Origin of the sequence: Arthrobacter sp. E44 (assembly GCF_041877125.1) — a bacterium.
Classification (GTDB): Bacteria; Actinomycetota; Actinomycetes; order Actinomycetales; family Micrococcaceae; genus Arthrobacter.
Genome location: NZ_JBHDJA010000024.1, coordinates 1 through 20,505 on the forward strand (window position 1 = coordinate 1; position 20,505 = coordinate 20,505).

Genomic DNA, 20,505 nt, shown 5'->3' on the forward strand with positions numbered 1-20,505 from the left:
TGGACAGGTCCCGGGTCACATCACCGAGCAGATCGCCCAGGGACGCGTTGTCCGCTTTCACATGCGCCGCGCTGGGCGGCGGCTCAGGAATCTGGCTACTCATCACAGACCACCCGTCTGGCCACCCCGGGTGCGGTCCTGGGTGAGGGGATCGTTCGCCATGGGATCGTCAGCAAGCGCTCGGTCCCGCAGCGGGTCGTCGGACAGCTGGTTGCCGGACCAGGGTTCCTCCACCAGTTGCGGGCTGTCGAGCCCACTGGCCGGACCGGCGGACTCGGAGTAGCCGCTGCCCGGTGCGCCGCCGTCGTAGCCTGCCGTGGTGGTGGCCGGGGCGGGGAGTTGCACGGGCGGGGGAGGGACGGTTCCACCGGCAACGGGGTAGGACTGGCTGTACTGGTCCCCGTACGTGCTGCCGGAGTACTGTCCGGACAGGCCTGCGGCACTGGTGCCGGCAGACGAGGGGGAGGCCTCCGGCGCGCCTGCGGTGAGGCCGCGGGTGAGGCGTCCGGCCAGGACGCCGGCGCCTGCTGCGAGGAGCAGGAAGGTGCCGGGGCGGTTGCGGGCGAAGCGCTGGACCTCGTTCAGGAGGTCACCGGGCTCGCGGTTCTCCAGCCAGGACGCTATTGAGGAGGTGCGTTCAGCTGCCTGCCGGACCAAGTCGCTGGCCATGCCCTGCTGGTCCGGGGCGCTGGCCATGCTGTGGAGCTGGCTGGAAATGTTGCGGATGCCTTCGGCCGCTTTCTGCTGCTGTGTGCCGGCCTGGCTGGTCAGCCCCGACTTGGCCTGGTGCAGCAAATCCTGCGCATTGGACTTCGCCTCCTGCGCCACGTTCGCGGCCTCGCTCTTGGCCGTCTCCGCCACGTTCTGCGCCGATCCTTTGGCGGTCCGGGCTACGTCGGCTGCTTCTTCCTTGGCTGCATCCTTTCGGGATGAACCAGCGGCGTCCCCGGCCTGGGCGTCACTGGCCTGGGCGTAGCCGGTCTGGCTCTCGCCGGTGAGGGGAGTGGCGGTGGACGGGAAGGTGGCGGGCTCCCGCTCGCCAGGAATTCCTGTGCTGGCCGGAGGGGCCGTGTAAGCGGGATCCTCGGACCATTGGTTCTCTGTCATCTTCGCTCTCTTTCCAAGAAGGCCGGTTGTTGAATCAAGAACCAGCAATACTGGCCGTAAAATGATAAGCATGATTACTAATAAAAGGTAAGTACCCTTGCTAAGCGAGTTATAACCGTTCCAAAAATGTCAGCCGGAATGGCCATGCCTGCCCGGTCACAGCGAAGTGGAAAGTGGTGGGAAAAATGGACACAGCTCCATGGGTATGGGTGATAGTTGCCGTTGTTGTGGTGGTGCTCATCGTGGTGCTGCTTCTGGCCGGAGGAAGGCGCCGGAAAGCAATGCAGGAGAAGCGGGACCAGGAGCACCGGGAAAAGGCTGCCGAGATCCGGCGCGAAGCCGAGAATATGGAGATTGATGCCCGCGAACGGGAAGCCAAGGCCATCCGGGCCCGGGCGGACGCCGAACAGGCCAAGGTTGACGCGGCGCGCCTCCAAAAAGAAGCTGAACAGCGCAGTCACGAGGCGCAGTCCCTGCGCGGAGATGTTGCCAGCCATACCCGCAAGGCGGACGAGATCGACCCCGACGCCGGAGTGGACCGCAGCCGGCGCCACGATACTCCTGCCGGCAGCGACAGGCGGTACGTGGACAATACACCTGACGGCACCGCGCATCCGAACACTGGAAATCCAGATGCCGGCCAGACGAACGCTGGACAATCGAACATCGGACAGTCCGACGTCGAGCCTGGCCGCGGCGCACACCGGGAAGCGACAGCTGCAGGTGCCAATGCGGAAATTCCTGAGGATGAATCCGGGCTGAGGCGTCAGCCTGGCCCCGGGAACACTTCCGCCGGGCGGGATGTACGGGGAGAGGAAAATCCGCGCATCTAGTCCGGCTGTCCCGGTGGTGGAATCAACCGCGGGATAGTCGCTGCGGCGTAGCTAAGGCTTGCGCGGCTTCAGGACGGGGGAAGGGGCTGCCCCTTCCCCCGTTCCCATGCCCTGGAGGAGTTCCTTGACGGCGTCGATGGAGGACACCTGCGGTTCCCACCCCAGGATGCGCCGGGCCCGGCTGGTGTCCATGATGGGTGCGCCGGCGGCCATCTCCACCCAGCCTGAATCGGTGGGCTGGATCCTTGCCCGCCACGTCAGGTCCACCACCGCGTGGAGCAGCCGCATGGGGATGGGCAATATTCTCTTCGCCCCGAGGATGCGGGCCAGTTCCTGGGGATTCAGGACGGGCTCTGCGGCGATGTTGAAGGCGCCACTGGCCCGCTGGTCCACGGCCCGCCAGTAAGCCTCTGCGACGTCGTCCGCATGAACTGCCTGGAAAACCAGGTTGTCCGGGGCCGGCAGCAGCGGGAGCCAAGGTTTCCACGGGACGAGCCGCGGAAAAATGTGCCCAAGGAAGTACCTGCCGATCTCACTTCCCGCCCGGCCCTGGAAAATGAGGCCCGGCCGGAGCCGGGCCACCGAAACGTCCGGATGTGCGGCGGCGAATTCATCCAGCAGTTTTTCCTGCTCGGCTTTGTGCCGGCTGTAGTGGGAGCCTGCCATTCCGGTTGCCGGCCAGGACTCGTCCCTGCGCGGCTCCTTGCTTGACTTGCTGTAGGCGCCCACGGAGGACGCGCAGACAACCTGCTTCACGCCTGCCCTGCCGGCAGCTTCCAGCGCGTTCTTCGTGCCGGTGACATTGGTCCGGTGCAGGAGGTCCAGGTTGTGGTTCGGCTGGATTTGCCACGCCAGGTGGACCACTGCGTCAACGCCCGCGAGGGCCTTTTCCAGCTTCTGCCCGTCCTGCTCCAGACCCACGTCCAGGGTGTGCCACTCCACGCCGGCGTAGGGCGCCAGTGAGGTGTCGGGGAGCCTGCGGCTGATGCCCACAAGCTGCAGGCTGCCGGGCTTCCGGGCGAGTTGGCCCTGCAGGTTGCGCAGCAGTGCTGTTCCGGCGTTTCCGCTTGCTCCGGTGATGGCGATGCGCATGGCAAAACTCCTTGGCGGGTTGGTCCGGTCGCCGCTTATATTCCGAGCCTACAGCGGAGAAGGATTGTTTTATAAGCAACCTTATGATTTGCTGCTTCTAAGTCTTGCCGCAGGCTTTCGGAACCAGACCGAGGGAAACCAACACTCATGCCCGAATCCTTTGCCGCACTTGCCATGGATGCTGCGCCTGTCCATCGCCAACAGCCGGAACCGGCACAACAACAAAGTCCTCCCGCCACTTCAGGGCGGCTGCGGGAGACATTCGAAAACGACCTGGTCCTGCGCTACCTGGACCTCGCCGAAGCCCTCGCTGCGCGGTTTGAAGCCCGCGGGAGGGAACGCGCAGACCTGAACCAGGTGGCCTACCTGGGCCTGGTGAAAGCGGCCCGCGGCTTTGACCAGGCCAAGGGCGAAAGTTTCCCCGCCTATGCCGCTCCCACCATCACGGGGGAACTCAAGAGGTACCTCCGGGACCGGACGTGGGTTGTTCGCCCGCCGCGCCATATCCAGGACCTGAGGACCCGGCTGTTCCGGGCGGAGCCCGAGCTGACCCAGTCGTTGGGCCGGAACCCCAGCGTTGCGGAACTGGCCGGCGAGCTGGGGACTGATCCCGCGGAAGTGCAGGAAGCGATTTCGGCGTCGAGCAGCATGCATCCGGATTCCCTGGACGCGGTGAACCCGAACTCCGACGCACCCTCCATCGGAGAAGTGCTGGCATGCCCGGACACGCCACTCGAGCGGCTTGAGGAACTGGCATGCCTGCGGGACGCCATGCAGGACCTGGACGACTCGGACCGCGAGCTTTTGTACCGGCGCTACTTCTGCGAGGAAACGCAGGTGCAGCTGGGGAAGCGGTTGGGGATGTCCCAGATGCAGGTATCCCGACGCCTGGCAAAGGTGCTGGTGGAATTGCAGCGGCGCTTGGAGACAAGCGCCCAGTTCTCCCGGGCTGAGGACATGGCCGGCAATGGAACCTCAACCCACGCCGAGCAAGCCGGCGGTATGGGCAGTCCGGTTGCGCCGTTCCGCCAGGCCCGGAACGCAGGGCACCAGGGCATTGCCCGCACTGGCGGCCGCCGCCTCGGCGGCACGCGGACCCGGTAGCAGGGGATCAGGTAGCAGCAGTCCCCCTAGCACGCCCTCGGGAGTGTGGCCACGGCGGAATTTCCGGCGACAGTGGGTTTCTGAGGACAGTGCACTTTCTGGGGACAGAGCAGCTTGTTACGACGGCGGTACGCCGTTTCGAAGGCGCCGGTTCGGGCCTGTGCGGAAAGGCTGGAAAGAGCCCTGAAAGGAGCAACTGCAGCGGCCCCGACCCCTATCTTGCCTGTTCAAACGGGTATCAGAACAAGCCTCTGCAGCCGAAAAAGCCTGCGGTGCTGTTTAGGAGCAGGAGCAGGAGGGAACAGGTTGTTTATGGGAAGCTCTGAAACCTCCAAGCTCCGGGCTGTCCTGTTCGACCGGGACGGGACCCTGGTGGTCGATGTGCCCTACAACGGGGACCCCGGCAAAGTACGGCCCATGGCCGGTGCCAAGGCCGTGCTGGACAGCCTGCGGGCGGACGGCATTGCCACCGGTGTGATCAGCAACCAGTCGGGCATTGCCCGCGGGCTGATTACGGCCGAGGACGTGGCAAAGGTCAATGCACGCGTGGAAGAACTGCTGGGACCGTTCGACGTGTGGGAGGTCTGTCCGCATGCCGAACAGGATGGCTGCGACTGCCGCAAACCTGCTCCCGGGATGGTGCACAGCGCCTGCCGCAAACTTGGGATCACGGAATCCGAAGCCGCCCTGATCGGGGACATCGGTGCCGACGTGGGTGCCGCGGAAGCGGCAGGGGCCACCGGAGTACTGGTGCCCACCCCCGTGACACGCGTCGAAGAGGTAGCCGCTGCGCGGCTGGTCGCCCCTGATCTTGCCTCCGCCGTCGGACTGCTGCAGGGGACCGCCTGATGGGGCGCGTCCTGGTGGCCCGGCTGGACAGCATGGGCGACGTCCTGCTGGCCGGTCCCGCTGTCCGGGCAGTGGCAAACGGGCGGGCACAGTACGGCGGCAGCACCAACCACGTGGTCATGCTGTGCGGCCGGCAGGGTGAAGCTGCGGCCGCGATGCTCCCTGGGGCCGCAGAGGTCTACAGCTGGGACAGCCCCTGGATCATGAACCCGGCGCCCAGGATGACCGGCCCGCATGCCGACCGGCTGATCGAATATGTCCGCAATTCCCGGATCACCGAAGCCGTCATCCTTACGTCCTTCCACCAGTCACCGTTGCCGCTGGCGCTGTTGCTTCGGCTGGCCGGAGTGGAGCGCATCACGGGGGCCTCAACTGACTACGCAGGTTCACTGCTGGACGTACGCCTCAAGCCCGGTGAGGACTTTCCGGAAGACCAACCCGAGGCGGAACGGGCGCTGGGCATTGCCGAGGCCGCCGGTTTCCGGCTGCCAGCCGGGGACGACGGGAAGCTGCACGTCGACTCCGTCCCCGACGTAACCGACCTGGTAGGCGACGAGCCCTACGTTGTGGTCCACCCCGGAGCGGCCGTCCCCGCAAGGGCGTGGCCCCCGCTGCACCATGCAGCCGCCGTCGAACTCCTCCAGGGCGCTGGGTACCGCGTGGTGGTGACCGGCGGCCCGGCGGAAAAGTCATTGACCGCCACGGTGGCCGGCCCCTCGGCCCTGGACCTGGGCGGACGCACCGATCTTTCCACTATGGCTGGCGTGATGGCCGGCGCCGATGCCGTGGTCAGCGGCAACACCGGGCCTGCCCACCTGGCAGCTGCGGTGGGAACCCCCGTGGCATGCCTGTTTTCCCCCGTGGTCCCGGCCATCCGCTGGGCGCCCTACGGCGTGCCCCTGGAACTCCTCGGGGACCAGAACGCCCCCTGCCGCATGTCCCGCGCCCGGGTTTGCCCCGTCCCCGGCCACCCCTGCCTCGACTCGGTCTCGCCGGAAGAAGTGGTGGCCGCGGTGGAGCGCCTGATCAGCGGGGTGAGCTCCTTCAGCACCCATGTGAGTACCCGTAGAAAGGCCCGCAACAGATGAGAATCCTGCTCTGGCATGTTCACGGTTCCTGGACGGACGCGTTTGTCCGCGGCCGTCATGAGTACCTGCTCCCCGTCCTGCCCGAAGGTGGGACCTGGGGACTGGGCCGCGCCGGGAGGGACTGGCCGGACTCCGCGCGGGAGGTGGATCTGGCGACGCTCGACGCCGACGCCGTGGACGCCGTCGTCCTTCAACGGCCCGAAGAGATCGACGAAGTGGTCCGCACGCTGGGGCGCATGCCCGGCGTCGACCTTCCGGCCGTGTTCGTCGAACACAACACCCCCAAGGGCAACTTCCCGAACATCAGCCATCCGCTCGCTGGCCAAAACAGCATCCCCGTTGTCCACGTGACCCATTTCAACCGGTTGGCCTGGGACAACGGCTCCGCTCCCACCACCGTGATCGAGCACGGCATCCCCGACCCGGGGCAGCTCTACACCGGCGAGCTGCCCGAACTGGGCGTCGTGATCAACGAACCCGTCCGCCGCGGCCGCGTTACTGGTACGGACCTGTTGCCCGCCTTTGCCTCTGTGGCACCGCTGCAGGTGTTCGGCATGAAGACGGACGGCCTGGCCGAAGCCACCGGAATCGAACCTTCACTGCTGACAGCCCGGGGCGACCTGAAAACCGTTGAGCTGCACCGGGAACTGGCCCGCTGCCGGGTCTACGTCCATCCGATGCGCTGGACCTCGCTGGGCCTGTCCCTCCTGGAAGCCATGCATCTGGGCATGCCGGTGGTGGTGCTGGCGGCCACGGAGGCCCCCCGGGCGGTGCCGCAGGAAGCCGGCATTGTTTCCGCGGACGTCGACGAACTGCTCCGCTGCGCAGCGCGGCTGGTTGCCAATCCGGATGAAGCCCGACGGCGGGGACTTGCCGCCCGTGAGGCGGCGCTGGAGCGTTACGGCCTGGGCAAGTTCCAGGACCGCTGGGATGAGCTCCTGGCGGACCTGCGGACCCGGCCCCGGCACTCCGACAACGGACGTCCGGACGAGCGGATCCTCGTTCCGGCGCGGGAGAGGAAGACCCCATGAAGATCGCCATGATTTCCGAGCACGCCAGTCCGCTGGCGGCACTTGGCGGGGTGGACGCCGGCGGGCAGAACGTGCACGTTGCCGCGCTGTCGGAAGCCCTTGCCAAGCGTGGCCACCACGTCACCGTCTATACGCGCAGGGACGCAACGGAGCTCCCCGGGAGGGTGCGGGTGGGACGGCGCCTCGAGGTGGTCCACGTCGACGCCGGCCCTGCCCGGCACGTGCCCAAGGACGAGCTGCTGCCGTACATGGGTGAACTCGCTGACGGTGTGGCGGCCGACTGGGGCCAGCGGCCGCCGGACGTGGTGCACGGGCACTTCTGGATGTCCGGCCTTGCCGCCCTCGACGCGGCACGCCGGCCGGACACCAATTACCGGGTGCCAATGCTGCAGACCTTCCACGCGCTGGGAACCGTCAAGCGCAGGCACCAGGGTGCCGAGGACACCAGCCCCGAGGCGCGCCGCTGGCTGGAACCAGGGGTGGGCCGCTCTGCGGACCGCATCATCGCCACCTGTTCGGACGAGGTTTCCGAGCTCAAGGCCATGGGCATCGCCACCGGCAAGATCTCCATCGCGCCCTGCGGCGTGGATCTTGGCTTCTTCTCACCGGAGGGTCCGGCCGCCGCGCGCAAGCGCCGCTACCGGATCCTGTCCGTAGGGCGGCTGGTGCCCCGCAAGGGCGTGGACCTGGTCATCCGTTCGCTCCCGTACCTCAAGGCGGCCGGATTCGAGGACGTCGAACTCCTGATCGTGGGCGGCGGCGACTCGAACGGGATGCACGCCGACCCGGAAATCCGCCGCCTCATGGACCTTGCGGCCCAGTTGGGCGTATCCGAGCAGGTAACGCTGCAGGGCCAGGTGTCCCGGGCTGAAATGCCCAGCATCTTCCGCAGCGCCGACGCCGTGGTGTGCGCACCCTGGTACGAGCCCTTCGGCATCGTCCCGCTGGAGGCCATGGCCTGCGGTGTGCCCGTGGTGGCAGCCGCGGTGGGCGGTCTCCGGGACACGGTGGTGGACCATGCCACGGGCCTGCATGTGCCGCCCAAGGACCCTGAAGCCATTGCGTCGGCCCTGTCGCTGCTTCTGGAAAACCCCGACCTCAGGGCCAGGCTCGGCCAGGCAGGCGAGCGGCGCGCCCGCACCCGCTACTCGTGGGACCGTGTGGCCGCCGAAACCGAAAAGGCCTACCAGTTGGCCGTGGCCGGCCTCCAAAAAAGCGCCCAGGCTGGCGCTCCGGCCGGCGTCGTACCGATGGAAGGAGCCGCACTGTGACTGCCGAATCGACCCTGCGCGAATCGAACCTGCGCGAAGCGGACCTGCGCACCCTGGTCGCCTCACCGCCACTGCCTGCCGTGCTCCCGGGCGCCACGTTCGTTGACCCGGCCAGTGCGGACGCGGTCCGCGCCCACCTGGACAACGTGGTCCCGGCGCTGGAATCGCTGCGCAGCCAGTCCGGGCGGCTTGCCGCCTGGGGTGTGGAGTTGGCCCAGCGCCTGCTCCGCGGGCAGCGGCTCCTGGCGGCGGGAAACGGCGGCTCAGCGGCGGAAGCCCAGCACCTGACCGCCGAACTGGTGGGCCGGTTCGACACCGAGCGGGTGCCTTTCTCCGCCATTTCCCTGCACGCGGAGTCCTCCGCCGTCACCGCAATCGCCAACGATTACGGGTACGACGACGTCTTCTCCCGGCAGGTGAGGGCGCACGGCCGCTCCGGCGACGTGCTGATGCTGCTGTCCACCAGCGGCAAGAGCCCCAACCTGCTCCGCGCGGCGGAAGCTGCGTCCCGCCTGAACGTGACCACCTGGGCACTCACCGGCTCCGGACCCAACCCGCTGTCCGATGCCTGCGATGAGGCCGTCATGGTCGACGCCCTGAACGCCAACGCCCAGGAAGGGCACCTGATCGCGCTCCACGCCGTCTGCCGTGCCTTCGACCTTGAGGTTGCCCGGCACACTCCGTCCCTGGGCGCCGGGCCGGCAAAAGGAGGCCCGCGATGAGGATCGTTGTGGTGGGCGACGTGATGCTCGACGTCGACCTTTCCGGTGAAGCAACCCGGCTCAGCCCTGACGCGCCCGTTCCCGTGGTGGACGTTTCGGGCGTCCGCCGCCGAGCCGGAGGCGCGGGCCTGGTGGCGCGCATGCTCGCGCAGGACGGCTGGCCTGTCACCTTGGTGACAGTCCTGGGGGATGACGACGCCGGCAACCAGCTCCGTGCGCACCTCGCCGGGGTGCGGCTCGTGGCGGGGGCGAGCGGCTACCCCTCGCCGGTCAAGACCCGCGTGCGGGCGGGGTCCCATGCGGTGGTCCGTTTCGACCAGGGCTGCGAAAAGACACCGGTCCCCGACGTCAGCCCCGCCATGCTCCGTGCAGTGGAGAAAGCCGGCGTGGTCATCGTTGCCGACTACGGCAGGGGACTGGCGGCCAACCAACAGCTGCGGGACGTGCTCGCACGGCTTGCCGGCGAGGTGCCCATCATCTGGGATCCGCACCCCTCCGGGCCCGAACCCGTGCCGGGCGTCGCCGTCGTGACGCCGAACATTTCCGAAGCCACCAAGGCAGTGCAGTCCGGAGCCGGCAACCTTACCGACCGGGAGGACCCTGCGGCCGCCGTCGCGGAGGTCCTGCTGGAGCGTTGGCGCAGCCAGGCCGTCCTGGTGACGAAGGGCGAGGAGGGGGCCGTCCTGCTGCAGCAGGGGGAGGCCGCTTCCCGCGCCGTTCCCGCGCCGCGGGTGGAAGCGGGCGATCCCTGCGGCGCCGGCGACCGCCTGGCCGCCAGCCTTGCGGTGCACCTCCTGGCCGGCCGCGACCTGCCGGAAGCAGCGGCCCTGGCTGTCCATGACGCCGCGGATTTCCTGGCTGCCGGAGGGGTGGCGGCACTGCCGGAGACAAGTGAAACCAATGACGCCGCGGGTCCGCGCCCCGCGCCGGCCCGGCGGACCACGGAGCCGCTGCTGCTGGCCCGCTCGGTGCGCGAAAGCGGTGGAAAGGTGGTGGCCACCGGCGGCTGCTTCGACCTGATCCACGCAGGCCACATCCGGTCCCTCACGGCAGCCCGGGAACTGGGCGACTGCCTGATCGTATGCCTGAACTCCGATGATTCCGTGCGGCGACTCAAAGGCCCCGAGCGGCCCATCATCGGCCAGCACGACAGGGCCGAACTGCTCCTGGCCATGGAATGCGTGGACGCGGTGATGGTCTTCGACGAGGACACCCCCGAGGCCGTCCTGGACCGGCTCCGCCCCGATATCTGGGTCAAGGGCGGCGACTACAAGGGCGCCAGCCTCCCCGAATCGGACCTGGTGGAAAGCTGGGGCGGACGCTGCCTCACCGTCCCCTTCCACCCCGCCCGCTCCACCACAGGCCTGGCGGACGCACTCGCCAAGGTCAGCTGATCCTGCTTACCCCTTCAAACTTGTTTTCCCCACTGAAAGGAACACCATGACTGCAGAACCTACTGCAACTGCCTCCACCACGCCCGGCCGCGTCCTGGTGACGGGAGGTGCCTCCGGACTGGGCGCCGCCGTCGTCGAAGCCGTCCTTCGCTCAGGCGGCACTCCGGTGGTCCTGGACCGCGACATCAGCAGCGTCTCCGGCGTGAAGGCGTTCGAAGTGGACGTGGCCGACCGCGCCGCCGTGGAGCACGCCGTCCGCGAAGCCGCGGAAACCCTGGGCGGCCTGGACGCGGTGGTTACCGCGGCCGGGATCGACCGCTGCGGTAAGCTGGCCGACGTCGAAGCCACCGAGTGGGAGAAGGTCATCGGGGTCAACCTGATGGGCACCGTTTCCACCGTGCGCGCGGCCCTGCCCTACCTCAAGGAAACCCACGGCCGGGTAGTCACCGTGGCCTCCACCCTGGGCAAGCGCGCCGTGGCCGATGCCACCGCCTACTGCGCGTCCAAGTTCGGCGTTGTGGGCTTCAGCCACGCGCTGGCCGCGGAAACCGGCGGCGAAATCGGCGTGACCACCATGATCCCCGGCGGCATGAAGACGCGCTTCTTCGATGACCGGACGGAGCAGTACAAGCCGCAGGATGACTCCCGGCTCAACGACCCCGCCAACACGGCCCAGGCCATTCTGTTCGCCCTCAACCAGCCCACGGGCTGCGAAGTCCGCGAAATGCTGATCTGCCACGAGGAAGAAGGTTCCTGGCCCTAAACCGGAACCGGCTACACCACCTGCTCCGGCCACACCACCTCGTGTGGCCGCAGCAGGACCACCAGCAGCGACACACCCAGCACCGAAAGGCGGGAGGAACACCATGCCCACCACAGCCATCGAAACAACCGCAGGCAATGAAACAACCCGGGGCGCCGGCGTCACCATCCAGGACCCGCGAACCGGAGAGGTGCTTTGGACGGTGCCTGAAGCGGGACCGGACGCAGTCAACGATGCCGTGAGCGTGGCCCGGAGGGCTGCGCCCGGCTGGGCAGGAACCGCCCCCGCCGAACGCGGCGCCGCCCTCCGGGCCGCAGCCAAGGCGCTCGAGGCAGCTGCGGAGGAGCTCGCCGGCCTGAACGCGAGCGAAACCGGACGGCCGGAGGCTGAGGCGCTGGCAGGCATTGCCGCCGGTGTCTCCACCCTGGAGCAGTATGCGGAACTGGGCCCGGTCCAGCGGGGCCACAGCCTCCGCGGCAGCCGTTCAGCCACCGACTACACCGTTGCCGAACCGCGCGGAGTGGCGGTGCTGCTGACACCATGGAACGACCCCGTAGCCGTAGCCTGCGGACTGATCGGCGCAGCGCTGGTCACGGGCAACACGGTGATCCACAAACCCAGTGAGCGCTGCCCCCGCCTGGGGGAGGCGCTGGGCGAGGTCCTGGCCCCAGCCTTCCCCGCGGGCGTCTTCCTGACTATCTCCGGCGGGGCCGGAGTGGGTGCGGCCCTGTCCCAGGCGGAAGTGGACGTGATTGCCCACGTGGGATCCAGCGCGTCGGGGTCCCGGATTGCCCGGGCGGGCGCCCTCACGGGTGCCCACGTCATCAGGGAAAACGGCGGCAACGACCCCCTGCTGGTGGACCGCGACGTGGACCCCGCATGGGCCGCCGGGCAGGCCGCGATCGGCGCGTTCGCCAACAGCGGGCAGATCTGCACCTCTGTGGAACGGATCTACGTCCACCGCGACATCGCCAAGGAATTCTGCAGTGCCCTGGAGGCAGAGGCGGCGCTCCGGAACAGCAACGGCACCGTGGCGCCACTGGTGGACCTGCGGATGCGGGATGCCGTCCACGCCCACGTTGCCGATGCCCTGGCGCAGGGCGCCCGGGCGGTTGAAGGCGGTGCGGTGCCGGACGGGCCGGGCTCGTTCTACCCCGCTACCGTCCTGCTCGACTGCACGGACGGGATGCAGGTGATGACGGAGGAAACGTTCGGTCCGGTTGCCTCGGTGCAAGTAGTGGACACGTTCGACGACGGCCTGCGGCTGGCGTGCAGCGGCAAGTACGGCCTGGCCGCCACCGTCCTGAGCAGCAACATCGCGCACATCCAGCAGGCAGTGGCCGCGCTGCCGGTGGGCACCGTAAAGATCAATGCGGTCTTTGGCGGCGCCCCCGGAGGCGCGGCCCAGCCCCGCGGTGAGAGCGGTGCGGGGTTCGGCTACGGGCCCGAACTGCTGGACGAGTTCACCCAGGTCAAGGTGGTGCATATCGAAGCTCCGCCGGCGCCGGCAGGCTCCGGAGCCGGTTCCGTCCCCGAGGAACAGGACCTGCCATGAGCGCGTCCCCGGAACCTGTGGATCTCTCCACCCAGCGGGCATTGTCCGACTGGCTGCCGGGGCGCCTGGCCGCGGAGCAGCCGTCGATCCTGGTGATCGGTGACGTCATGCTGGACGGCTGGTGGAGCGGCAGTATTGAACGGCTCTGCCGGGAAGCTCCCGCGCCGGTGGTGGACATCCAGACCCGCGAATCGGTCCCGGGCGGGGCGGCAAACACCGCCATGAACCTGGCCGCCTTGGGTGCGAAAGTCTCCGTTGCGGGGATCGTCGGCGCCGACGACGCCGGCGAGGACCTGCGGGGGCAGCTTGCCGCCGCGGGCATCGATGTCCAGCACCTGCTCACGCACCCGGACATGGTCACCACCACCAAGATCCGGATCAGCAGCGGGGGGCAGGTGATGCTGCGCCTCGACGACTCAGCCCGGACTGTCCCCGCTGAAGCCCTCGCTGCGCTCACCGCGTCGGTGGGTGCCGCCGTCGAACGCCAGGATGCTGTCCTGGTATGTGACTACGGAACCGGCGTGGTGGCGGACCCCGTCCGCACCGCACTGGCCGATGCCCTGGGCAGCGGCACTGCCGGGACTGACCGTCCCCTGGTGGTGGTGGACGCTCACGACCCCCGCCCGTGGGCAGCCCTGCAGCCTGATCTGGTGACCCCGAATGCGCAGGAGACCGCGCAGCTGCTGGACCGGAAACTGCCGGAAGGCCAGGAACGGGTTGACGCGGTGGGCGCGGAGGCGGCGGCATTGCTGCAGGGCACTGGGGCGCGCGCCGTGGTGGTCACCCTGGACCGGGACGGCACCGTGCTGTTGACGTCCGACGGCGTGCGGCACCGAACGTGGGCACGGCCGGCAGCGGAGAAACAGGCATCCGGGGCGGGCGATACCTTCGTGGCGGCCCTGACGTTGGCCCGCGCGGCCGGGCTGCCGCTGACCGCCAGCCTGGACCTGGCCCAGTCGGCCGCCGACGTGGTGGTCCACCAGCCCGGTACATCCGTATGCAGCACCGCCCAGCTCAGCCGGTACCTGGAGGCCTTCGCGGACACTGCTTTGACCGAAGAGGAACTGGAGCGGCAGATGGAGCTGCACCGGGCCCAGGGCCAGCGGATCGTGCTGACCAACGGCTGCTTTGACGTGCTCCACAGCGGCCACACCCGCTACCTGAACCAGGCCAAACAGCTGGGTGACGTCCTGGTGGTGGCACTGAACAGCGACGACTCCGTGCGCCGGCTCAAGGGTGCCGGCCGGCCCATCAACAACATGGTGGACCGGGCAGCGGTGGTGGCGGCCCTTAGCTGCGTCGATTACGTCACCGTGTTCGACACCCCCACGGCCACACCGCTGATCCGCAGGCTCCGGCCCGAGGTGTACGCGAAGGGCGGGGACTACACACCGGAAATGCTGGAGGAAACCCCGGCGGTGGAGGAATACGGGGGACGCGTTGCCATCCTGGACTACGTGGCCGAGCGGTCCACCACGGCCGTGGTAAACCGGATCCGGGACGGCAAGGGGGCGGCCAGCCCGGTCAACTAGGGTCCGGTCAAGCAGGGACTGGGCGGCCGGCCCGGTCAACTAGGGTTGAGGCATGACTGGAGCGGGGCACGGGTAATGGGCAAACGCGGAAAGTCAGGCGCCCGGGGCCGGCCCGCGCCGGGTGTGGTGGAGGTGCCCAAGGGTGCCGCCCCGACTGGACCGGTGGAGGGTGTCTACTACATTGACACCGGTGACTGCGAGCTCGTGGCGGACCAGGACAACTCCACCGGCTGGCTCCTGAAGATCAACGGTGTCATGAGCTCACACATCGACCTGGCAGATCCGCTGTTCCTGGACTTCGAGTACATGCGGTGGATGGCGGCGCTCATCGAGTCCCGGTGGCCGCCGTCCTCCTCCGCCGGTCCATCTGCTGGAGGCGCTCACAAACTCCGGGGGCTGCACTTGGGCGGCGGGGCCTGCTCCATGGCGCGCTACTTCTCCGCCGCCTACCCCGATGCCCGGCAGGTGGTGGTGGAACTGGATGGGAAGCTGGCCGAATACGTGCGCGGCTGGTTCGACCTTCCCAAGGCGCCCTTGCTGCGGATCCGCGTGGGGGAGGCCCGCGCCGTGACAGAAACCCTCACCGCCCAGACCCGTGACTTCATCATCCGGGACGTGTTCGCCGGCGCCCATACCCCGCGCCCGCTGACCACGGCCGAGTTCACCGCCCACGCCAAGCGGGTCCTGGCACCGGACGGCCTGTACGTGGCCAACTCCGGCGATGCCCCCGACCTCAAGAACGCAAGGGAGGATGCCGCCACCATCGCGGCAGCCTTCAAGCACACCGTGATCATCGCCGACCCCGCCATGCTCAAGGGCAGGCGCTACGGGAACATGGTGATGGCAGGCAGCGACGTGCCCTTTGGCGACGACCCCCAGCTGCGCCGCCGGCTCCTGGGCGGTGCCGTCCCGGCACACCTCTGGGACGACGCGCAGGTCCGAGCTTTCGCCGCCGGCGCGCCGGTCCGCCACGACCCCGACCCACCCCCATCGATTGCTGGGTAACTGTCGTTTTGGACGCTGAAAACGACAGTTACTCAGCAGTGGATGAGGTTTTGTCCTTCCCCAGGAGCGCTTCGCGGTGCTCGGCCATCCGCTCCTGGAGCGCCTTGACGACGGCGGCCACCGCGGGACGGCGCAGTGAGTCCGGGCGCAGGACCATCCAGTACGGGAGCAGCTCGCCAATCTTGTCGGGCAGCAGCCGGACCAGGTCATCGTGGAGGTCGGCCATGAAGCACGGCAGGAACCCCACGCCCGCACCGGCCCGGGTGGCTTCCACGTGGACAAAGACGTTGGTGGAGGTGAGGCCGTCGCGCATGGCGGGGACCAGCCGCCGTGGCGCGTCGAGGTCGTCCACCTGCAGCATGGAGTCCACAAAGTAGACCAGCGGATGCTGGTTGAGTTCGGCCACGGTGGCCGGCGTCCCGTGCTCCTCGAGGTAGGCGCGGGAGGCATACATTCCGAGCCGGTAGTCGCCCAGCCTGATGGCCTCCGCCCGGTGCACCTGGGGTACGCCGACCACCACCTCGATGTCCAGACCGGACCGCTGCTGCAGGGCCCGGCGGGTCATGGTCACCACTTCCACGCTGAGGCCCGGGTGGTCCCGGCGCAGCCGCGCCACGGCCGGCGCGGCAATATAGGCGCTGAAGCCATCCGTTGCGGTCATGCGTACGACGCCGGCAATCGCGTCGGGTGCCTGGCCCGTGGGTCCCAGCGTTCCCAGCACCGCCTCCACCTGTTCCGCCGCCCGCACCGCCTGCCCGCCAAGTTCCGTCAATTCCCAGCCCCCGGCGGCACGGGACAGGACCCTGCCGCCGAGCGCCTTTTCCAGCCCGGCGATCCTGCGCGAGACCGTGGTGTGGTTCAAGCCCAGGGCCTGGGCCGCCGTCGTAAATTTCGCCGAGCGAGAGACCGCAAGGAGGACCAACAGGTCGTCGGGGTTCGCGTTCATATCTGCAATTATGCACAGGCTTCGTGCTGCTTTGGCCATTGAAGCTGCACCTTTGTGCAGCAATACTCATCTGAGTCACTTGTGCTGGAGATCACAGCGCGTGTCAATGTGGACACTAGGAGAAACCATGAGCGTAGAGCAACGCCCGGCAAACGATGCCGGGCATGCAGCCAAAGGATCAGGACTTAAGAAGATTGTCGCCGCCTCGATGGTGGGCACGGTGGTGGAGTGGTACGAGTTCTTCCTCTACGCCACTGCGGCCACCCTGGTGTTCGGCAAGTACTTCTTCCCCGTCACAGGCAACGACCTGGACGGGATCATCCAGGCCTTCCTGACCTATGCGGTGGGCTTCATCGCACGCCCACTGGGCGGCATCGTGTTCGGCCAGATCGGCGACAAGCTGGGCCGCAAGCCCACGCTGCAGCTCACCATCATCATCATCGGCGTGTCCACGTTCCTGATGGGCTGCCTCCCCGGCTTCGCCGACATCGGATATCTGGCCCCGGCGCTGCTGGTGGTCCTGCGCTTCATCCAGGGCTTCGCACTCGGCGGCGAATGGGGCGGCGCGGTGCTCCTCGTGGCTGAGCACAGCCCCAACAAGACCCGCGCCTTCTGGTCAAGCTGGCCGCAGGCCGCCGTCCCCGTGGGCAACCTGCTGGCCACCCTGGTGCTGTACATCATGTCCACCACCCTCAGCAGCGAGGCATTCCTCGGCTGGGGCTGGCGCGTGGCCTTCTGGCTCTCCGCCGTAATCGTCTTCGTGGGCTACTACATCCGCACCAACGTCAGCGAGTCGCCCATCTTCCTTGAGGCCAAGGAACTGGTCGAAAAGGAGCAGGCCGTCAGCTATGGCGTGTTCGAGGTCCTCCGCAAGTACCCCAAGGGCATCTTCCAGGCCATGGGCCTGCGGTTCGCGGAGAACATCATGTACTACCTGGTGGTCAGCTTCGCGATCGTCTACCTCAAGAGCGTGCACAAGTACGACACCTCATCGCTGCTGCTGGCACTGCTGATCGCGCATGTCATCCACTTCGCGATCATTCCGCAGTACGGGCGCTTGGCGGACCGGATCGGCCGCAAACCCGTCTACCTGGCCGGCGCCGTCCTGGGCGCCACCTGGCCGTTCTTTGCCTTCCCGATGTTCGACACCCGGAACGCCGTGGTCATCGTCCTTGCCGTGACCATCGGACTGTGCCTGCATGGCCTCATGTACGCCGGGCAGCCGGCCATCATGGCCGAAATGTTCCCCACCCGCATGCGCTACTCAGGTGCATCACTCGGCTCGCAGGTGACTTCCATCTTCGCCGGCTCGCTCGCTCCGCTGCTGGCAACCCAGTGGCTGAAGGACACGGGATCATGGGTCCCCACCGCCATCTACCTGGTGGTTGCCTGCGTTATCACGGTGGTGGCTGTCCTGAGCCTGAAGGAAACCAAGGGCATTGCGCTGGAGGACGTTGACAGGGAAGATGCTGCCCGCGAAGGGCTGCTGACTGCAGCACGCCGCTAAACCGTCAGTTGCCGGGGCTGCGGGGTTGAACCAGCCGCCCCGGATAGGTGAAGCAGTTGGATCGTGTGGGTGCACAAACCATGAGGCCGCCGCACAAACCATGTGGGGGTAGAGGAGAACTGAAATGGACAACACGTTGAATGGACGCAAGGCACTGGTCACCGGCGGTGCCAGCGGAATCGGCGCCGCATGCGTGCGCGCGTTCGCGGCGCGGGGCGCGAAGGTGGTGGTGGCCGACGTCGACACCGCCGCTGCGGAGGCCCTCGCCGACGAGGTGGGCGGCAGCGCATGGGGTGTAGACCTGCTGGACGTGGATGCGCTGGCCACCCTGAGCCTGGACTGCGACATCCTGGTCAACAACGCAGGAATCCAGCGCATCAACCCCATCCAGGAGTTCGACCCCGCGGACTTCCGCCGGATCATCACCCTGATGCTGGAGGCGCCGTTCCTGCTGATCCGGGCCGCGTTGCCGCACATGTATGCCAACAAGTTCGGCCGCATCATCAACGTCTCCTCAGTGCACGGTCTCAGGGCCTCCCCGTTCAAGAGTGCATATGTCTCCGCCAAGCACGGCCTGGAGGGGCTGAGCAAGGTGACGGCGCTGGAGGGCGGCCCGCACGGTGTCACCTCCAACTGCATCAACCCCGGTTATGTGCGCACGCCGCTGGTGGAGAAGCAGTTGGCGGACCAGGCCCAGGTGCACGGCATCCCCGAATCCGAGGTGCTGTCCAAGGTGATGCTCACCGAAGCCGCCATCAAGCGACTGGTGGAACCGGAAGAGGTCGCGTCCCTGGTGGCGTGGCTGGCATCGAACGACGCCGGTATGGTCACCGGCGCCAGCTACACCATGGACGGCGGCTGGTCCGCGCGCTAAAGCCCGCTACTCCAAAGGTTTGACCAGCCGGTGGTCGAAAAAGAAGACGCCGTACGGGGTCTTGACTCCCACTGACCGGCGGTCCTGCCATACGACGACCCCTTCGCGCCTGCCGCTGAAGGGGTCGTCGCCTACCACCGTGTCCCCCACCCGGTAGGGGCATCGGGGGCCGAAGGCTGCCAGCGTCCGGTCCCAGGCGCCCGCAAGGGCAGTGCCGAGGCTGACGGGCTGGCCCAAGTTGGAAAAATCTGGTGCATAGTCCTTGGCCACGTGACCAACTCCTCCAGATGGCGGCCTGCCGCCTGCTAACGGTGCTGGTTGGCGGAACGCTCCCAGCAGAGGATGGTCCTCCCATTCCGGCCGCCACCGTAAGTCCACGCTAGGCAAGATTCACATGGGTAACACCAGTAACAGGTACTCAAGTTTGGGAAGGGCACTACTTGCCCTGCCCGGCCCCGTTCACGATATCCTCGGCATTCTCGAACGCCCAGGCCACCAGCGGTACCAGGAGTGCGCTCAACTCATAACCCCGCTCCGTCAGGCTGTAATCCACCCGTGGCGGAATGACCGGCTGCGCGTTCCTGCTGACCAGGCCGTCGCGCTCCAGGGTCTTGAGTGTCTGTGCCAGCATTTTCTCGCTAATGCCCTCGGCCCGCCGTCGTAGATCACTCCACCGCTGGTCGCCCTCTGACAGCGCCAGCAGGATCAGGACTCCCCATTTGCTGGTGATGTGGTCCAGCACGGTGCGGCTGGGGCATCCTGCGGGGAATACGCCGTCGGTAAACGCGAGGGGCAGGGGAACTGCTTTCATGCCTACAGCTTACTCAAGGGCACATACCTTACTTGTGGGTTAGTACCTTACTTCAAAGTGCGTACTCCCTTCCGGGAAGTTCCTTGCGTGGCCGTTGGTTGTTCCCTCTGACAGAGCAAAAAACCCGAAAGGAACCATCGTGAGCATCGTCGTTACCGGCGCCACCGGCCAGCTGGGCCGTCACGTCATTGCAGCCCTCCAGGAGCGGGGAGTACCTGCCGGGGAGATTGTCGCCGCCGGGCGGTCAATTGAGAAGCTAGCGGACTTCGCAGAGCGTGGCGTGCGTGTCCAGCCTATGGACTATGCAGACACCGAGTCAGTGGCAGCTGCCCTCAGCGGCGCCACCCGGGTGCTGCTGATCTCCGGCAGCGAAGTGGGGCAGCGTGTTGAGCAGCACCGCACCGTCATTGACGCCGCCAAAGCCGAAGGCGTGGAGCTGCTGGCCTACACAAGCATCGCAAACGCGGACACCACAGCCATGTTGCTGGCCGACGAGCACAAGGCCACGGAAGCGCTGCTGCGCGAGTCCGGGGTTCCCTTCGCATTGCTGCGCAACGGCTGGTACCTGGAGAACTACACCGAACAGCTGCCCGGCACCTTGGCCCAGGGTGCAATTGCCGGCAGCGCTGGTGAAGGCAGGGTAAGCGGGGCCGCCCGGGCTGATTACGCCCATGCCGCAGCCGCGGTGCTGGTGGCCGAGGACCAGGCCGGCAAGATCTACGAACTGGGCGGTGACGATGCCTTCACCATGGCGGAACTCGCGTCCGAGATCAGCGCGGCCACCGGCAAAACCATCACCTACAACGACCTGCCCGCGCAGGATTACGCCGGCCTGCTCGCCGGAGTGGGCGTGCCCGAGGCCTTTGCCGAGATCCTGGCGGACTCCGATCTGGGCATTTCGCGCGGCGATCTGCTGGTCAGCAGCGGCGACCTGCGCAGGCTGATTGGGCGCCCGACGACGTCCCTCGGCCAGGCGGTCCGCTCCGCCGCTGCTTCCGCCTAAGACAGCCGAACGAAAAGG

At 67.5% G+C, this 20,505-nt stretch carries 20 protein-coding genes and 1 pseudogene; 15 read left to right on the top strand and 6 right to left on the bottom strand.

The features are described 5' to 3' along the window. A pseudogene (locus ACETK3_RS17800) lies at positions 1-103 on the bottom strand (phage holin family protein); the annotation flags it as partial. After that, positions 103-1,107, bottom strand: coding sequence for a hypothetical protein (locus ACETK3_RS17805; RefSeq protein ID WP_373993272.1), 1,005 nt, complete (start codon positions 1,105-1,107; stop codon positions 103-105). The gene ACETK3_RS17805 and the pseudogene ACETK3_RS17800, both read right to left, overlap by 1 nt. Before the next feature lie 185 nt (positions 1,108-1,292). Here ACETK3_RS17805 and ACETK3_RS17810 point away from each other — a divergent pair, with 185 nt between their 5' ends. Next, positions 1,293-1,940 carry a hypothetical protein gene (locus ACETK3_RS17810; RefSeq protein WP_373993273.1) on the top strand — a complete coding sequence of 216 codons (648 nt, stop codon included), beginning with the start codon at positions 1,293-1,295 and terminating at the stop codon, positions 1,938-1,940. 51 nt (positions 1,941-1,991) lie between these two features. Here the strand turns inward: ACETK3_RS17810 and ACETK3_RS17815 are convergent, their stop codons facing one another. Continuing rightward, the gene (locus ACETK3_RS17815) at positions 1,992-3,032 is read right to left on the bottom strand and encodes an NAD-dependent epimerase/dehydratase family protein (RefSeq protein WP_373993274.1); all 1,041 of its coding nucleotides are present in this window, start codon (positions 3,030-3,032) and stop codon (positions 1,992-1,994) included. A 147-nt stretch (positions 3,033-3,179) separates the two neighbouring features. Between ACETK3_RS17815 and ACETK3_RS17820 the strand changes: the two genes are divergently transcribed. From ACETK3_RS17820 to ACETK3_RS17870, 11 genes are all read left to right on the top strand, one after another. Beyond that, positions 3,180-4,136, top strand: a complete 957-nt coding sequence (locus ACETK3_RS17820) for a sigma-70 family RNA polymerase sigma factor (protein ID WP_373993275.1) — start codon at positions 3,180-3,182, stop codon at positions 4,134-4,136. Positions 4,137-4,448: 312 nt separating this feature from the next. Continuing rightward, positions 4,449-4,985 carry an HAD-IIIA family hydrolase gene (locus ACETK3_RS17825; protein ID WP_236800812.1) on the top strand — a complete coding sequence of 179 codons (537 nt, stop codon included), beginning with the start codon at positions 4,449-4,451 and terminating at the stop codon, positions 4,983-4,985. Next, complete coding sequence (locus tag ACETK3_RS17830; protein WP_373993276.1) at positions 4,985-6,073, top strand: glycosyltransferase family 9 protein; 1,089 nt, start codon at positions 4,985-4,987, stop codon at positions 6,071-6,073. The genes ACETK3_RS17825 and ACETK3_RS17830 overlap by 1 nt, the downstream gene beginning before the upstream one ends. Beyond that, positions 6,070-7,104, top strand: a complete 1,035-nt coding sequence (locus ACETK3_RS17835) for a glycosyltransferase (protein WP_373993277.1) — start codon at positions 6,070-6,072, stop codon at positions 7,102-7,104. The genes ACETK3_RS17830 and ACETK3_RS17835 overlap by 4 nt, the downstream gene beginning before the upstream one ends. Then, the gene (locus ACETK3_RS17840; protein WP_373993278.1) at positions 7,101-8,375 is read left to right on the top strand and encodes a glycosyltransferase; all 1,275 of its coding nucleotides are present in this window, start codon (positions 7,101-7,103) and stop codon (positions 8,373-8,375) included. The genes ACETK3_RS17835 and ACETK3_RS17840 overlap by 4 nt, the downstream gene beginning before the upstream one ends. A 71-nt stretch (positions 8,376-8,446) precedes the next feature. Beyond that, complete coding sequence (locus ACETK3_RS17845) at positions 8,447-9,097, top strand: SIS domain-containing protein (protein WP_373993303.1); 651 nt, start codon at positions 8,447-8,449, stop codon at positions 9,095-9,097. Continuing rightward, the gene (gene rfaE2 / locus ACETK3_RS17850) at positions 9,094-10,491 is read left to right on the top strand and encodes a D-glycero-beta-D-manno-heptose 1-phosphate adenylyltransferase (protein ID WP_373993279.1); all 1,398 of its coding nucleotides are present in this window, start codon (positions 9,094-9,096) and stop codon (positions 10,489-10,491) included. The genes ACETK3_RS17845 and rfaE2 (ACETK3_RS17850) overlap by 4 nt, the downstream gene beginning before the upstream one ends. 46 nt (positions 10,492-10,537) lie before the next feature. Beyond that, a complete protein-coding gene (locus tag ACETK3_RS17855) occupies positions 10,538-11,254 on the top strand; it encodes an SDR family oxidoreductase (RefSeq protein WP_142131363.1) in 717 nt (238 codons plus the stop codon). A gap of 103 nt (positions 11,255-11,357) precedes the next feature. Further along, positions 11,358-12,809, top strand: coding sequence for an aldehyde dehydrogenase (locus tag ACETK3_RS17860; protein ID WP_373993280.1), 1,452 nt, complete (start codon positions 11,358-11,360; stop codon positions 12,807-12,809). Next, a complete protein-coding gene (gene rfaE2, locus ACETK3_RS17865) occupies positions 12,806-14,341 on the top strand; it encodes a D-glycero-beta-D-manno-heptose 1-phosphate adenylyltransferase (protein ID WP_373993281.1) in 1,536 nt (511 codons plus the stop codon). The genes ACETK3_RS17860 and rfaE2 (ACETK3_RS17865) overlap by 4 nt, the downstream gene beginning before the upstream one ends. 75 nt (positions 14,342-14,416) lie before the next feature. Further along, entirely contained in the window at positions 14,417-15,346 is a 930-nt protein-coding gene (locus tag ACETK3_RS17870; RefSeq protein WP_373993282.1) for a spermidine synthase, read from the top strand. Positions 15,347-15,374: 28 nt separating this feature from the next. On the opposite strand, the gene ACETK3_RS17875 is transcribed toward ACETK3_RS17870, so the two are convergent. Then, positions 15,375-16,292, bottom strand: a complete 918-nt coding sequence (locus ACETK3_RS17875; RefSeq protein WP_373993283.1) for a LysR family transcriptional regulator — start codon at positions 16,290-16,292, stop codon at positions 15,375-15,377. 127 nt (positions 16,293-16,419) lie between these two features. Between ACETK3_RS17875 and ACETK3_RS17880 the strand changes: the two genes are divergently transcribed. Together ACETK3_RS17880 and ACETK3_RS17885 are read left to right on the top strand one after the other, a co-directional pair. Beyond that, positions 16,420-17,799 (top strand): MFS transporter, encoded by a 1,380-nt coding sequence (locus ACETK3_RS17880; protein WP_373993284.1) that lies wholly within the window; start codon positions 16,420-16,422, stop codon positions 17,797-17,799. Between the two features lie 124 nt (positions 17,800-17,923). Then, complete coding sequence (locus ACETK3_RS17885) at positions 17,924-18,673, top strand: 3-hydroxybutyrate dehydrogenase (RefSeq protein WP_373993285.1); 750 nt, start codon at positions 17,924-17,926, stop codon at positions 18,671-18,673. Positions 18,674-18,679: 6 nt separating this feature from the next. On the opposite strand, the gene ACETK3_RS17890 is transcribed toward ACETK3_RS17885, so the two are convergent. Continuing rightward, complete coding sequence (locus tag ACETK3_RS17890; protein WP_373993286.1) at positions 18,680-18,943, bottom strand: hypothetical protein; 264 nt, start codon at positions 18,941-18,943, stop codon at positions 18,680-18,682. Positions 18,944-19,109: 166 nt separating this feature from the next. Next, positions 19,110-19,484, bottom strand: a complete 375-nt coding sequence (locus ACETK3_RS17895) for a winged helix-turn-helix transcriptional regulator (RefSeq protein WP_373993287.1) — start codon at positions 19,482-19,484, stop codon at positions 19,110-19,112. Between the two features lie 139 nt (positions 19,485-19,623). On the opposite strand from ACETK3_RS17895, the gene ACETK3_RS17900 reads away from it, so the two are divergent. Continuing rightward, positions 19,624-20,487, top strand: coding sequence for an SDR family oxidoreductase (locus ACETK3_RS17900; RefSeq protein ID WP_373993288.1), 864 nt, complete (start codon positions 19,624-19,626; stop codon positions 20,485-20,487). Positions 20,488-20,505: the final 18 nt, after the last annotated feature.

Coding starts and splice junctions, on each gene's coding strand:
- ACETK3_RS17805 (WP_373993272.1), bottom strand. CDS start 1,107: ATGACAGAGAACCAATGGTCCGAGGATCCCGCTTACACGGCCCCTCCG.
- ACETK3_RS17810 (WP_373993273.1), top strand. CDS start 1,293: ATGGACACAGCTCCATGGGTATGGGTGATAGTTGCCGTTGTTGTGGTG.
- ACETK3_RS17815 (WP_373993274.1), bottom strand. CDS start 3,032: ATGCGCATCGCCATCACCGGAGCAAGCGGAAACGCCGGAACAGCACTG.
- ACETK3_RS17820 (WP_373993275.1), top strand. CDS start 3,180: ATGCCCGAATCCTTTGCCGCACTTGCCATGGATGCTGCGCCTGTCCAT.
- ACETK3_RS17825 (WP_236800812.1), top strand. CDS start 4,449: ATGGGAAGCTCTGAAACCTCCAAGCTCCGGGCTGTCCTGTTCGACCGG.
- ACETK3_RS17830 (WP_373993276.1), top strand. CDS start 4,985: ATGGGGCGCGTCCTGGTGGCCCGGCTGGACAGCATGGGCGACGTCCTG.
- ACETK3_RS17835 (WP_373993277.1), top strand. CDS start 6,070: ATGAGAATCCTGCTCTGGCATGTTCACGGTTCCTGGACGGACGCGTTT.
- ACETK3_RS17840 (WP_373993278.1), top strand. CDS start 7,101: ATGAAGATCGCCATGATTTCCGAGCACGCCAGTCCGCTGGCGGCACTT.
- rfaE2 (WP_373993279.1), top strand. CDS start 9,094: ATGAGGATCGTTGTGGTGGGCGACGTGATGCTCGACGTCGACCTTTCC.
- ACETK3_RS17855 (WP_142131363.1), top strand. CDS start 10,538: ATGACTGCAGAACCTACTGCAACTGCCTCCACCACGCCCGGCCGCGTC.
- ACETK3_RS17860 (WP_373993280.1), top strand. CDS start 11,358: ATGCCCACCACAGCCATCGAAACAACCGCAGGCAATGAAACAACCCGG.
- rfaE2 (WP_373993281.1), top strand. CDS start 12,806: ATGAGCGCGTCCCCGGAACCTGTGGATCTCTCCACCCAGCGGGCATTG.
- ACETK3_RS17870 (WP_373993282.1), top strand. CDS start 14,417: ATGGGCAAACGCGGAAAGTCAGGCGCCCGGGGCCGGCCCGCGCCGGGT.
- ACETK3_RS17875 (WP_373993283.1), bottom strand. CDS start 16,292: ATGAACGCGAACCCCGACGACCTGTTGGTCCTCCTTGCGGTCTCTCGC.
- ACETK3_RS17880 (WP_373993284.1), top strand. CDS start 16,420: ATGAGCGTAGAGCAACGCCCGGCAAACGATGCCGGGCATGCAGCCAAA.
- ACETK3_RS17885 (WP_373993285.1), top strand. CDS start 17,924: ATGGACAACACGTTGAATGGACGCAAGGCACTGGTCACCGGCGGTGCC.
- ACETK3_RS17895 (WP_373993287.1), bottom strand. CDS start 19,484: ATGAAAGCAGTTCCCCTGCCCCTCGCGTTTACCGACGGCGTATTCCCC.